Raw genomic sequence first — 12,856 nt, 5'->3', positions numbered from 1 at the left:
ATAAAGATGTCACAGGATGCCCGTTACCAGCAGATGATCGGCTGGTTGGACTTGAGTTTGCCCGCAGTGTTCAACGCGCAGGGCTGGGGCCCGGTGCCCGAGGCCAGCTTCACCGCAGCCAGCAGCGACGCCAGTTTCCGCCGGTATTTCCGCTGGCAGGGCGAGGGCCGCAGTCTGATCGTGATGGACGCGCCTCCCCCCCAGGAGAACGTCCGACCCTTCATCAAGGTCGCCGGCCTGCTGGCCGAGGCCGGTGTGCACGTTCCGAAGATTCTGGCCGAGGACGTCGAGCAGGGTTTCCTGCTGCTCGACGATCTGGGCCGCCAGACCTACCTGGATGTGCTCACCGCACAGAACGCCGAGGAGCTGTTCGAGGATGCCCTCGACGCCCTGGTGGCCTTCCAGCAGGTCGATGTCGCCGAGCGCTTGCCGGCCTATGACGAGGCCTTGCTGCGCCGCGAGTTGCAGCTGTTCCCCGACTGGTACCTGCAACGGCATCTCGGCGTGACGCTGGAAGGCGAGCAGCTCGCCCGCTGGGAGCGCACCTGCGACCTGCTGGTGCAAAGCGCCCTGGAGCAGCCGCGCGTCTTCGTGCACCGCGACTACATGCCGCGCAACCTGATGCTCAGCGAGCCGAACCCCGGCATCCTGGATTTCCAGGATGCGGTCTACGGCCCGGTGACCTACGACGTGACCTGCCTTTATAAGGACGCATTCCTCAGTTGGCCCGAACCGCGTGTGCATGACGGCCTGTCGCGCTACTGGCGCAAGGCCCAGGCCGCCGGGATCCCGCTGCCGGACAGCTTCGAGACCTTCTTCCGCGCCAGCGACCTGATGGGTGCCCAGCGCCACCTCAAGGTGATCGGCATCTTCGCCCGCATTTGCCACCGCGACGGCAAGCCGCGTTACCTGAGCGATGTGCCGCGCTTCTTCCGCTACCTGGAGAGCGTCATCGCGCGCCGGCCTGAACTGGCTGACCTCGCGGCGCTGCTGGCCGATCTGCCCAAAGACGAGACGCATCCCGCATGAAAGCCATGATCCTCGCCGCGGGCAAGGGCGAACGCCTGCGCCCGCTGACCCTGCACACGCCAAAGCCACTGGTGCGCGCTGGTGGCGTGCCGCTGCTCGAGTACCAGTTGCAGGCGCTGCGTCGGGCCGGGTTCGATCAATTGGTGATCAATCACGCCTGGCTCGGCCAGCAGATCGAGGATCACCTGGGCGACGGTTCGGCGTTCGGTGTGAACATCCGCTACTCGCCCGAGGGCGAACCGCTGGAAACCGGCGGCGGCATCTTCAAGGCGCTGCCGCTGCTGGGTGCCGAGGCCTTCGTCATCGCCAACGGCGACATCTGGACCGACTTCGATTACGCGAGCCTGAACGGCGCGCTGGCCGAGGACGACCTGGGGCACCTGGTGCTGGTGGACAACCCCGGGCACCACACTCGTGGCGATTTCTGCCTGAGTGAAGGCCGTGTCAGCGATTACCGCGAAGGCCAGCCGAGCCTGACCTACAGCGGCATCGCCATCCTCCGCCCCGAGCTGTTCGAGGGCTGCGAGCCCGGCGCCTTCAAGCTGGCGCCGCTGCTGCGCCAGGCCATGGCAGCCGGCCGGGTGAGCGGCGCCCATCATCGCGGGCGCTGGATCGACGTCGGCACTCACGAGCGCCTGGCGGAAGTCGAACGTCAACTGGCGGAGGGCTGAGGTGTTCTGGCCGGGGACTCTGGTGGGCGTCATCGCCGGCTGGGCATTGGCGAGCATTCCGGGTGCCATGCTCGGTGCGTTGCTGGGCCAGGTGCTTGACCGGCGCCTGAAGCAGCGCACCTGGCGGGGCCTGCTCGATCAGTTGCGCGGCGGGCCGCGAGTCGGCGACCAGGAGTTGCTGTTCCTGCTGCTTGGCCGGCTGGCCAAAAGTCGCGGTCGTGTTATCGATGCGCATATCCAGCAGGCGCGGGCCGAAATGCTGCGTCTGCAACTGGATGACAAAGCCCGTCTCCAGGCCATCGATGCCTTCGGTCGCGGCAAGCCCGGCGGTGAGTTGCTGGACGCCGGCCTGCGCCAGCGCCACGGCCAGGAGGCTACGGCCGAAGGCTTGGTACAGGCTTGTTGGCGCATGGCCTGGGCAGGCGGCGCGCCGAACGCTGCGCAGAAGAACCTGCTGCTGCAGTGGGGAGATTCGCTGGGGCTTTCCCGCTCCAGGGTGCTCGCGCTGTCGGCGGGCGCCGAACCGCCCAAACCGCCCGCCACGCCGCGTGAGTCCTACACCGCAGCGCTGCGACTGTTGGGCGTGACGGCGGAGAGCGAACCAGAGGAGATCAAGCGCGCCTACCGCAAGTTGATCAGCCAGAACCACCCGGACAAGCTTGAAGGCCTGGGGGCGAGTCCCGAGCGGATCGCCGCGGCGACGAGCCGGACCCGCGAGATACAGGACGCCTACCTGCTGGTGCGGCAGCGTCGCGGCTTTCGCTGAACCGTGCGGCCCTCAGGGCTGCTCGATTGGCTCCAGGTGCATCGACAGCCAGCCGCGGATGCGCCGATAAAGCTGGTCCTGCTCGGTTCCCAGGTCTGCCGGCAGGGCATTCATGCCGATCTGCACGTAGTTCGGCGCCTTCTGCCGCTTGCTCGCCTGCAGGCGCAGTTTCGCGGCGGCCACGTCAGGCGCCTTGTCCTTGTAATAGAAGTCGCCGGTGGCAAGGTTCAGCAGCGGCACGGTTTCGTCCAGCGACGGCTTGAAGTCGCGCGGCATCTCCGGCGCCACCAGCAGCAGGTTCTTGATTTCGGCTGGCGTGCGTTCGCCCAGGTAGCGGGTCGCCCAGTAGGCGCCGGTGCCATGGCCGAGTAGGACGATGGTTTTCGGGTTGTGCTGCTGGGCCAGTTCGACGGCCGCCTGGATGCGCGCCAGCACGCGCTCGGCATGGGCCTTGCGCAGTTCCACCGGGTCGGTGGGAGGCGGCGGGGCTTCGGCGCTGGCCTGGGCCGGCTCGGCGCTGCCGGCTTCGCCGGTGCTTTCCGGGGTCGGCGTTGCGCTGCCTTCGCTGCCCTTCACTTCGGGTTTGCTGGCGCTGTCGGCGGCCGTGGCGTCGGTATCGGCGCTGGCCTTGTCAGGCGACTCCTTCGGGCGCGGAATCGGCGCGGTGCTTTGCGGGTCGGGCAGGGTGACGGCGAGGGTCTGCCAGCCGGCATCGGGCAATTTGCGCCGCAGCGGGCCGATCGCTACCGGCCAGTCGGCGCTTTCGCCATCGCCGGGAATCAGGATCACTGCGCCCGAGGCGTCGGCGGCATTGGCCGGCAGCCAGAGGGCAAGGAAGGTTTCGTCGCCGGCCTTGAGCTCCTGGCGTTCGCTTTCAGGCAACTGGCGCACCAGGCCACTGGCTTCGTCCTGGCTGCGTTCGCTCACCGCCGGGCGCACCACCGGCGCAGCGGCCGGCTTTTCGGCGGCGGGCTTGGCGTCTTCGGCCTGACTGGCGCCCAGCGGCGCAAGGCCGAGGCACAGGCTGAGGGCGAGAAGCGTCGGGCGAGGCAAATGCGGCATCGAAGATATCCCTGTCTGGCGGGCAGCAAGCGGCGGGCGCGAGAGCGGCCAGCCTAGCGGCTTGTATTAGCTTTGTCAGGCGCAGGCGTGCCGGGTTCAACCGGGGTTGCTGTAAGGTATGCCGGCCATTTGCTTTGACCTGAGTGAAATCCATGGTGCTGTCGGCATGAGACGTCTGTTCTGGAAAGCCTGCCTGGCCTGGCTCTGCTGCCTGCCGTTGCTGGCGGTGGCGGAAACCGCCGCGCCGCCGTTGACCCTGGATCAGGCGCAGCTCGCGTGGCTTGCCGAGCACCCGCAGCTACGCGTTGGCGCGGTGCTCGAGGCACCTTATGTGCAGCAGGATCGCCGCCTGCAGCAGCTCTCCGGGGCCAACGTCGAACTGCTGGAGTGGCTGGCCAAGTCTCTGCATGTCAGCCTGGAGTGGCGCACCTTTCCCGATCAGGCTGCGCTGGAGAAAGCGGTGCGCGCTGGCGAAATCGATCTTGCGCCCGGCGTCAGCCAGACACCTTCGACCTTGCGCGACTGGCTGTTCTCCGACCCCTACCTGCGCGTTCCGCGTCTCGTTGTGGGCGATCGCCGCAGCGGCACTTCGGTAGAGCTGGATACCCTCGGCGAAGGCGAGTCCGTCTCCGTGCGCGGCCCCGGCCCGGTGGTGGACTACCTGCGTGGCACCTACTCGGGGCTGACCCTGCAAGTGGTCGACAGCGACCGGGAGGTGTTACGCAAAGTGCTCGGTCGCGAGGCCAATTACGCGGTGATCGACGAGGCGCAGCTGGCGCGCCTGACCCGCGAAACCGAGTTCACCGGCCTGCTGGTGGTGGCCGATATCGGCTATCCGCAGCTGCTCCGCGTGGCGACCCGGCGCGGCCTGCCGGAGTTGTCCGGGATCATCGACGCGGCCCTGCGTGCGGTGCCGGCCAAGGACCTCGATCAGCTCCACGAACGCTGGCTGCAACCGACCTACCCGCGCCTGGGCTCCTCCCCCGGCTTCTGGCAGAACCTCTGCATCCTGCTCGGCCTGCTGCTTCTGTTTGCGGTTGCCGCGCTGCTCTGGTTGCGTCGCCAGCACCGTGCGCTGGAGTCTCGCCTGCTCGCCGCGCGCCGCGATATCGAACTGCGCCAGGCGGCGGAGCAGGCCCTGCGCCTGACCCAGTTCGCCATCGACAGCAGCACCGTGGGCATCCTGTGGGTCAACTGGGACAGCCATGTGCGCTACGCCAATCGCGCGGCCGAGGAGATGCTCGGCTATTTGCCGGGAGCGGTGGTGGACCGGCCACTGTCGGACTTCGAGCCGACGCTGAACATGGACCGCTGGCTCAACCTCTGGCGCCGCGCGCGCAATGCCGACGAGGCACCGTTGAGCTTCGAGACCCGCTGCCTGCGCGCCGATGGCCAGTGGCTGCCGGCGGACGTTTCGCTGAGCTTTCTGCGTTTCGGCGATTCGGAATACCTGCTGGTGTTCCTCACCGACGTCACCGAGCGCCGCCGCGCCCGCGCCGCGCTGGAAGAGAGCGAGGCACGCCTGCAGGGCATCGCCGCCAACGTGCCGGGGCTGGTGTTCCGCCTGGAGCCCAACGCGCCGGATGACGATTCCGATTTCGCCTACATCAGCTTCATCACCGGCGGCAGCGAAACCTCGCTGGGTTACTCGCCCGGTTACCTGCGCGAGAGCGGCCTGGGCATCATGGGCCTGGTGCATCCGTCCGAGCGCGAGAGCTACCTGGCTAGCCAGTTGGACGCGGTGGAAGGCCATCGAAACTGGCTGTGGCAGGGCCGCATCCTCACCCGCAGCCACGAGCCGCGCTGGGTCGACATCAAGGCCACGGTGCGGACCCTGGACGACGGCCGGCCTGCCTGGGACGGCGTGGTCTGGGACATCACCGAGCACAAGCAGATCGAGCTGGAACTGCAGGATTCCCGTGCGCAACTGCGCGAGCTGTCGGCGCACCTGGAGAGCGTGCGGGAGGAGGAGAAGGCGCGCATCGCCCGCGAAGTGCACGATGAACTGGGCCAGGTGCTCACTGTGCTCAAGCTGGAAACTTCCATGTGCGAGCTGGCCTACGCCGAGCTGGACAGCGGCCTGCGCGAGCGGCTGGACAACATGAAGCGCCTGATCGCCCAGCTGTTCCAGCTGGTGCGCGACGTGGCTACTGCGCTGCGGCCGCCGATCCTCGATGCCGGCATCGGCTCGGCGGTGGAATGGCAGGCGCGCCGCTTCGAATCGCGCACGCAGATTCCCTGCCTGGTGCAGGTGCCGGAGAACCCGCCGGAACTATCCGACGCCAAGGCCATCGGGTTGTTCCGCATCCTCCAGGAGGCACTGACCAATGTCATGCGGCATGCCCAGGCGCATACTGTGGAATTGCAGCTGAGCGTCGAAGGGCGCGAGTTGTGCCTGCGCATCGCCGACGACGGCGTGGGCTTCGATCCGAACGCCACGCGCCAGGGCGTCTCCTTTGGCCTGGTGGGCATGCGCGAGCGGGTGCTGATGTTCGGCGGCACCCTGCAGATCGACAGCCAGCCCGGGGAGGGCACCACGCTGTGGATCCGCGTGCCGTTGCGCTCCAGAAGTGCGTGATCGGGCGAAAACCATAACGACAATGACAAGCGTGGAACGGGAGGAAAGGCGGTGATTCGAGTGCTGGTGGCGGAAGACCATACGATCGTGCGCGAGGGCATCAAGCAACTGATCGGCATGGCCAAGGACCTGCAAGTGGTCGGCGAGGCCACCAACGGCGAGCAGTTGCTCGACACCCTGCGCCAGACGCCCTGCGAAGTGGTCCTGCTGGACATCTCCATGCCGGGCGTCAACGGCCTGGAGGCCATCCCGCGCATCCGCGCGCTGAACAACCCGCCGGCGATCCTGATGCTGTCGATGCACGACGAGGTGCAGATGGTCGCCCGTGCGCTGAAGGTCGGCGCCGCCGGCTACGCCACCAAGGACAGCGACCCGGCGCTGCTGCTCACGGCGATCCGCAAGGTCGCCAGCGGCGGCCGCTACATCGACCCCGATCTCGCCGACCGCATGGTCTTCGAGGTCGGCCTGACCGATTCGCGCCCGCCCCATGCGCTGCTGTCGGAGCGCGAGTTCTCGGTGTTCGAGCGCCTGGTGCAGGGTGAGGGCGTCAACGACATCGCCCAGCAACTGGCGGTCAGCAGCAAGACCATCAGCACCCACAAGGCTCGGCTGATGCAGAAACTCAATGCCAACTCGGTGGCGGACCTGGTGCGTTACGCCATGGAGCACAAGCTCGTCTGACCGCCCCGCGACGCCGGCTTGACCTGTGGCAGATCGCTCGCTGATTTTTCCCTCCACTCTGTGCGACGTGTCCGATTTCTGTAACACACCGTCTATCTAGCGGGCGTGAGGCAGGGAATGATTGCCGGCTTCATGCAGTACGTCGTGATAACAAGGAGAAGAAGATGTTGCGAGCGGTAAGGGGAGGGCTGCTGTTCGGCCTGCTGGGGAGCGCTGCGATGCCGGCGCTGGCGGACTACGTCACGGTGATTTCCTTCGGTGGCGCCAACAAGCAGGCGCAGGAAGCGGCCTTCTACAAGCCGTTCAAGGAAGTGACCGGCAACGCCGTCGTACACGGCTCCTACAACGGCGACCTGGCCAAGCTCAAGCGCATGGTGGAAATCAGCCATGTGTCCTGGGACGTGGTGGAAGTCGAGGCCCCCGAACTCGCGCGCGGTTGCGAGGAAGGGCTGTTCATGAAGCTCGATCCCAAGACCCTGGGCAACACTGCCGATTTCGTTCCCGGCGCGGTACAGCCGTGTGGTGTCGGCATCTTCGTCTGGACCACGCTGCTGGCCTACAACCAGAGCAAGCTGCAGGGCACGCCCAGCAGCTGGGCGGATTTCTGGGACACGAAGAAATTCCCCGGCAAGCGCGGCCTGCGCTGGGGCGCCAAGTACAGCCTGGAATTCGCCCTGATGGCCGACGGCGTCGCGCCCAAGGACGTCTACAAGGTGCTTGCGACCAATGACGGCGTCGACCGCGCCTTCCGCAAGCTCGACGAACTCAAGCCGAGCATCAACTGGTGGAAGTCCGGCCAGGACCCGGTGCGCGACCTCGCCGACGGCACCGTGGTGATGAGCTCCGCCTACAACGGTCGGATCGCCGCCGCGCAGGCCGAGCAGAAAGGCTTCCGCATGGTCTGGGCCGGTGGCATCTACGACTTCGACTTCTGGGCGCTGCCCTCGGGCGTGTTCAAGAAGGAGCTGGCCGAACAGTTCGTCAACTTCGCCGGCCAGCCGCAGCAGCAGAAGGCTTTCGCCGAGAACATCTCCTACGGCCCGACCAACCGCAAGGCCGTGGAACTGCTGGCGCCGGACGTGGCCGCCAACCTGCCCACCGCGCCGCAGAACATCGCCAATGCCGTGGGCATGAACGTGGCGTTCTGGGCCGAGCACGGCGACGCGCTGGAGCAGCGTTTCCAAACCTGGGCCAAGCGCTGATCGACGGGCTGCCGAGCACAAGCTGGTCGGCAGCCTGTTTCGCTGTTTTTTGTAGGGCGAGCCCTACAAAGCATCCTCTCTAAGCCTTATAGCAATCTCTCATACCGCCCGATTTGCGCGCCGGTTCTGCTTCTCTAGTCTTGAGATCAACGGCATTTACAAAAAAACAAAGGTGCGGTGATGGCCGAGAATCAGGCAAACGATGTGCTGGTGAGTTTCCGTGGCGTGCAGAAGAGCTACGACGGCGAATCCCTCATCGTGAAGGACCTCAATCTGGACATTCGCAAAGGCGAATTCCTGACACTGCTGGGGCCTTCCGGTTCCGGCAAGACCACCAGCCTGATGATGCTGGCCGGTTTCGAAACTCCTACCGCCGGTGAAATCCAGCTCGCCGGCCGCGCCATCAACAACGTCCCCCCGCACAAGCGCGACATCGGCATGGTGTTCCAGAACTATGCCCTGTTCCCGCACATGACGGTGGCCGAGAACCTGGCCTTCCCGCTCTCCGTGCGCGGCATGAGCAAGACCGATGTGAGCGAGCGCGTGAAGCGCGCGCTGTCCATGGTCCAGCTCGACACCTTCGCCGGCCGCTATCCCGGCCAGCTCTCCGGTGGCCAGCAGCAGCGCGTGGCCCTGGCCCGTGCGCTGGTCTTCGAGCCGCAGCTGGTGCTGATGGACGAACCCCTGGGTGCGCTCGACAAGCAGCTGCGCGAGCACATGCAGATGGAGATCAAGCACATCCACCAGCGCCTGGGCGTGACCGTGGTCTACGTGACCCACGACCAGGGCGAAGCGCTGACCATGTCCGACCGCGTGGCCGTGTTCCACCAGGGCGAGATCCAGCAGATCGCCCCGCCGGCGGAACTCTACGAACACCCGCGCAACTCCTTCGTCGCCAACTTCATCGGCGAGAACAACCGCATTGCCGGCCAGCTCCAGGCCCGCAATGGCGAGCGCTGCACCGTGGGCCTGGCCCGTGGCGAGAAGGTCGAGGCGCTGGCGGTGAACGTCGGCAACGTCGGCGACACCGTCAGCCTGTCGATCCGCCCCGAGCGCGTGCGCCTGAACGGCCACAGCGAAAACTGCGCGAACCGCTTCTCCGGCCGCGTCGCCGAGTTCATCTACCTAGGTGACCACGTGCGCATTCGCCTGGAGGTCTGCGGCCGTACCGATTTCTTCGTCAAACAGCCGATCGCCGAGCTCGATCCTGCGCTCAGTGTTGGCGACGTGGTTCCGCTGGGCTGGGAAGTCGAGCACGTCCGCGCGCTCGACCCACTGTCCGCGGCGTAACAGCGCGGCCCGGCCACTCCCGGACGCATCCAAGAAAAACAAACCTGCACACTGTGGAGACAACAATAATGTCGAAGTCCTTGAAAGCATCGGGGCTCAAACTCGCAGCGCTGACACTGGGCGTGGCCTTCGCGGCCCAGTCCATGGCCGCTACCGACCTGACCGTGGTGTCCTTCGGCGGCGCCAACAAGAACGCCCAGGTGAAGGCGTTCTACGGTCCCTACGAGAAGAGCACCGGCAACAAGATCGTTGCCGGCGAGTACAACGGTGAGATGGCCAAGGTGAAGGCCATGGTCGACACCAACAGCGTCTCCTGGGACCTGGTGGAAGTCGAGTCGCCGGAACTGGCCCGTGGCTGTGACGAAGGCCTGTTCGAAACCATCGACCCGGCGATCCTCGGCAAGGCCGAAGACTATGTACCGGGCGCCGTCAGCAACTGCGGCGTGGGCTTCTTCGTCTGGTCCACCGTGCTCGCCTACAACGCCGACAAGCTGAAGACCGCACCGACCAGCTGGGCCGACTTCTGGGACACCAGCAAATTCCCGGGCAAGCGCGGCCTGCGCAAGGGCGCCAAGTACACCCTGGAATTCGCCCTGATGGCCGATGGTGTCGCGCCCAAGGACGTCTACAAGGTGCTGGCCACCAAGGAAGGCCAGGACCGCGCCTTCAAGAAACTCGACCAGATCAAGCCGAACATCCAGTGGTGGGAAGCCGGCGCCCAGCCGCCGCAGTACCTCGCTTCGGGTGACGTGGTCATGAGCTCTGCCTATAACGGCCGTATCGCCGCCGTGCAGAAGGAGAGCAACCTGAAGATCGTCTGGAACGGCGGCATCTACGACTTCGACGCCTGGGCCATCCCGAAAGGCGCCAAGAAGGTCGACGAGAGCCTGAAGTTCATCGCCTTCTCGGTTCAGCCCGAGCAGCAGAAGACCTACTCCGAGAACATCGCCTACGGCCCGGTCAACAAGAACGCCGTACCGCTGCTGAGCAAGGAGCTGCTGAAAGACATGCCGACCACCCCGGAAAACATGCAGGGCCAGGTGGGCATGGACGTGACCTTCTGGGCTGACTACGGCGAGCAGCTGGAACAGCGCTTCAACGCCTGGGCCGCCAAGTAAGAGTCGCCGGCAAAACTGTTCTGGCGTTGTTGCCTGGCCTTGCCGTACTGACAGGTACTGTCTGCGGCCAGGCGTCTAGCCAGAACCGCTTCGCTCAGTTTTGTCGACGACTCGAGTAATGCACCTACCGCCACGGTCGCCCGGACCGTGACGGACCGGAACCGCCGCCCCCTCGCGGCGGCTCCTCCTGACACCACACCTTGGCCGCTCCCGGGCGGCCCGTTTTACCGGAGTTCGCTATGGCCACCGCTGTGTCGATGAACGAGGTCGCCGGCCCCACCCTCAAGCAGCGCCTGGCGCGCGCGGAGCGGATGAACCGCCTGAAGTCGCAGGTGCTGGTCCTGCCCCTGCTGGTCTTCCTCCTGCTGACCTTCCTCGTGCCCATCGCGGCACTGCTCTACAAGAGCGTGAACAACCCCGAGGTCGTCGGCGCGCTGCCGCTGACCGTCAACGCCATTTCCGAATGGGACGGCAAATCGCTGCCTTCGGATGCGGTGTACAAGGCGCTGAGCGACGACCTGGTTGCCGCGCGCAAGAACCAGACTATCGGTGACCTGTCCAAGCGCCTGAACATGGAACTGGCCGGTTACCGCAGCCTGCTGTCCAAGACCGCTCGCGCGCTGCCGTTCAAGGAGCAGCCTGCGTCGTACAAGGACGCCATGGAAGCACTCGACGAGCGCTGGGGCGACCCGGCCTACTGGCAGGCGATCCGTCGCAACGCCAGCTCCGTCACGCCCTATTACCTGCTGGCGGCGCTCGATCACCGCATCGATGACCTGGGCGAAATCGCCCGCGCAACGCCGGACCAGTCGATCTACCTGGACATCTTCGCCCGCACCTTCTGGATGGGCGCGGTGATCACCCTGATCTGCCTGGCGCTGGCCTACCCGCTGGCCTACCTGCTGGCGATCCTGCCGACCCGCAAGTCCAATCTGCTGATGATCATGGTGCTGCTGCCGTTCTGGACCTCGATCCTGGTGCGCGTCGCCGCGTGGATCGTGCTGTTGCAGTCGGGCGGCCTGATCAACGGCGCGCTGCTGAAGATGGGCCTGATCGACGAGCCATTGCAGTTGGTGTTCAACCGCACCGGCGTGTACATCTCCATGGTCCACATCATGCTGCCGTTCATGATCCTGCCGATCTACAGCGTGATGAAGGGCATTTCCCCCAGCTACATGCGCGCCGCGATCTCGCTGGGCTGCCACCCGTTCTCCAGCTTCTGGAAGGTCTACTTCCCGCAGACCGTGGCCGGTGTCGGCGCCGGTTGCCTGTTGGTGTTCATCCTGTCGATCGGCTACTACATCACGCCGGCACTGCTGGGCAGCCCGAACGACCAGATGGTCAGCTACTTCGTCGCCTTCTACACCAACACCACCATCAACTGGGGTATGGCCACGGCCCTGGGCGGCCTGCTGTTGTTCGCCACCCTGGTGCTCTACGTGATCTATGGCTGGCTGGTGGGCGCGAGCCGCCTGCGCCTGGGCTGATGAGGAGAACAAGAAGATGCTGAGCCCCTACATGTCCCCGGTCGAGCGCGTGTGGTTCTACACCCTGCGCATCCTCTGCGGCCTGATCCTGCTGTTCCTGGTGCTGCCGGTACTGGTCATCGTGCCGCTGTCGTTCAACTCCGGCACTTTCCTGGTCTACCCGCTGCAGGGCTTCTCCCTGCGCTGGTACGCCGACTTCTTCAACTCCGCCGAGTGGATGCGTGCGCTGACCAACAGCATCATCGTCGCCCCGGCGGCCACGGTGCTGGCGATGGTCTTCGGCACCCTGGCGTCGATCGGCCTGACCCGCGGCGAGTTCCGCGGCAAGGCACTGGTCATGAGCCTGGTGATTTCGCCGATGGTGGTGCCGGTGGTGATCATCGGCGTGGCGAGCTACCTGTTCTTCGCGCCGCTGGGCCTGGGCAACAGTTACATCTCGCTGATCATCGTCCACGCGGTACTGGGTGTGCCGTTCGTCATCATCACCGTGTCGGCGACCCTGCAGGGCTTCAACTACAACCTGGTGCGCGCCGCCGCCAGCCTGGGCGCGCCGCCGGTGCTGACCTTCTTCAAGGTCACCCTGCCGCTGATCGCTCCGGGGGTGATTTCCGGCGCGCTGTTCGCCTTCGCCACCTCCTTCGATGAAGTGGTGGTGACCCTGTTCCTCGCCGGCCCCGAGCAGGCCACCCTGCCGCGCCAGATGTTCAGCGGCATCCGCGAGAACCTCAGCCCGACCATCGCCGCTGCGGCGACCTTGCTGATCGGTTTCTCCGTCGTGCTCCTGCTGACCCTCGAGTGGCTGCGTGGTCGCAGCGAGAAACTGCGGACCGCACCGACTTCCTGATTCACAGTGTTTCGCGGACGGTTGCGTCCCTGTGCTCACCCACAGGGGCGGGATCGATCCGCGATTTTTTTGCCTGCTTTCCTGCCTGATACTGTCCTTTTCGCTTCGACTATCGGCCCGATCCCCTT

Annotated in this window: 11 protein-coding genes; 10 read left to right on the top strand and 1 reads right to left on the bottom strand. The window is 65.8% G+C overall.

Annotated elements, in window-relative coordinates; all coding sequences use genetic code 11:
* The first annotated feature begins 6 nt into the window (after positions 1-6).
* Genes IB256_RS14450 through IB256_RS14440 form a run of 3 tightly spaced genes read left to right on the top strand, consistent with a single transcriptional unit; the run spans position 7 to position 2,466 of the window.
* Positions 7-1,029: an aminoglycoside phosphotransferase family protein gene (locus IB256_RS14450; protein WP_192296247.1), complete on the top strand. Its 1,023-nt coding sequence runs from the start codon at positions 7-9 to the stop codon at positions 1,027-1,029.
* On the top strand, positions 1,026-1,700 hold the full coding sequence (murU, locus tag IB256_RS14445) for an N-acetylmuramate alpha-1-phosphate uridylyltransferase MurU (protein WP_192296246.1): 675 nt from the start codon (positions 1,026-1,028) through the stop codon (positions 1,698-1,700). The genes IB256_RS14450 and murU overlap by 4 nt, the downstream gene beginning before the upstream one ends.
* A 1-nt stretch (position 1,701) precedes the next feature.
* The gene (locus IB256_RS14440) at positions 1,702-2,466 is read left to right on the top strand and encodes a DnaJ domain-containing protein (protein ID WP_192296245.1); all 765 of its coding nucleotides are present in this window, start codon (positions 1,702-1,704) and stop codon (positions 2,464-2,466) included.
* Between the two features lie 12 nt (positions 2,467-2,478).
* Here the strand turns inward: IB256_RS14440 and IB256_RS14435 are convergent, their stop codons facing one another.
* The gene (locus IB256_RS14435) at positions 2,479-3,528 is read right to left on the bottom strand and encodes an alpha/beta hydrolase family protein (RefSeq protein WP_192296244.1); all 1,050 of its coding nucleotides are present in this window, start codon (positions 3,526-3,528) and stop codon (positions 2,479-2,481) included.
* A 166-nt stretch (positions 3,529-3,694) separates the two neighbouring features.
* Between IB256_RS14435 and IB256_RS14430 the strand changes: the two genes are divergently transcribed.
* The 7 genes from IB256_RS14430 (at position 3,695) to IB256_RS14400 (ending at position 12,728) form a co-directional block, all read left to right on the top strand.
* On the top strand, positions 3,695-6,106 hold the full coding sequence (locus tag IB256_RS14430; RefSeq protein WP_192296243.1) for a PAS domain S-box protein: 2,412 nt from the start codon (positions 3,695-3,697) through the stop codon (positions 6,104-6,106).
* A 51-nt stretch (positions 6,107-6,157) separates the two neighbouring features.
* Positions 6,158-6,787 carry a response regulator gene (locus tag IB256_RS14425; RefSeq protein ID WP_192403021.1) on the top strand — a complete coding sequence of 210 codons (630 nt, stop codon included), beginning with the start codon at positions 6,158-6,160 and terminating at the stop codon, positions 6,785-6,787.
* Between the two features lie 164 nt (positions 6,788-6,951).
* Positions 6,952-7,989, top strand: a complete 1,038-nt coding sequence (locus tag IB256_RS14420; RefSeq protein WP_192296242.1) for an ABC transporter substrate-binding protein — start codon at positions 6,952-6,954, stop codon at positions 7,987-7,989.
* A 180-nt stretch (positions 7,990-8,169) separates the two neighbouring features.
* Entirely contained in the window at positions 8,170-9,279 is a 1,110-nt protein-coding gene (locus tag IB256_RS14415) for an ABC transporter ATP-binding protein (RefSeq protein ID WP_192296241.1), read from the top strand.
* Positions 9,280-9,347: 68 nt separating this feature from the next.
* Entirely contained in the window at positions 9,348-10,397 is a 1,050-nt protein-coding gene (locus IB256_RS14410; protein WP_081520783.1) for an ABC transporter substrate-binding protein, read from the top strand.
* Positions 10,398-10,636: 239 nt separating this feature from the next.
* Entirely contained in the window at positions 10,637-11,884 is a 1,248-nt protein-coding gene (locus tag IB256_RS14405; RefSeq protein WP_192403019.1) for an ABC transporter permease, read from the top strand.
* 16 nt (positions 11,885-11,900) lie between these two features.
* Positions 11,901-12,728 carry an ABC transporter permease gene (locus tag IB256_RS14400; RefSeq protein WP_045214142.1) on the top strand — a complete coding sequence of 276 codons (828 nt, stop codon included), beginning with the start codon at positions 11,901-11,903 and terminating at the stop codon, positions 12,726-12,728.
* Positions 12,729-12,856 lie beyond the last annotated feature (128 nt).

It is taken from the genome of Pseudomonas sp. PDM17, assembly GCF_014851985.1.
Classification (GTDB): domain Bacteria; phylum Pseudomonadota; class Gammaproteobacteria; order Pseudomonadales; family Pseudomonadaceae; genus Pseudomonas.
Note: the sequence above shows the minus strand (reverse complement) of the source record. Positions and strands in the feature narration are given on the sequence as shown.

Coding starts and splice junctions, on each gene's coding strand:
- IB256_RS14450 (WP_192296247.1), top strand. CDS start 7: ATGTCACAGGATGCCCGTTACCAGCAGATGATCGGCTGGTTGGACTTG.
- murU (WP_192296246.1), top strand. CDS start 1,026: ATGAAAGCCATGATCCTCGCCGCGGGCAAGGGCGAACGCCTGCGCCCG.
- IB256_RS14435 (WP_192296244.1), bottom strand. CDS start 3,528: ATGCCGCATTTGCCTCGCCCGACGCTTCTCGCCCTCAGCCTGTGCCTC.
- IB256_RS14430 (WP_192296243.1), top strand. CDS start 3,695: ATGAGACGTCTGTTCTGGAAAGCCTGCCTGGCCTGGCTCTGCTGCCTG.
- IB256_RS14420 (WP_192296242.1), top strand. CDS start 6,952: ATGTTGCGAGCGGTAAGGGGAGGGCTGCTGTTCGGCCTGCTGGGGAGC.
- IB256_RS14415 (WP_192296241.1), top strand. CDS start 8,170: ATGGCCGAGAATCAGGCAAACGATGTGCTGGTGAGTTTCCGTGGCGTG.
- IB256_RS14410 (WP_081520783.1), top strand. CDS start 9,348: ATGTCGAAGTCCTTGAAAGCATCGGGGCTCAAACTCGCAGCGCTGACA.
- IB256_RS14405 (WP_192403019.1), top strand. CDS start 10,637: ATGGCCACCGCTGTGTCGATGAACGAGGTCGCCGGCCCCACCCTCAAG.
- IB256_RS14400 (WP_045214142.1), top strand. CDS start 11,901: ATGCTGAGCCCCTACATGTCCCCGGTCGAGCGCGTGTGGTTCTACACC.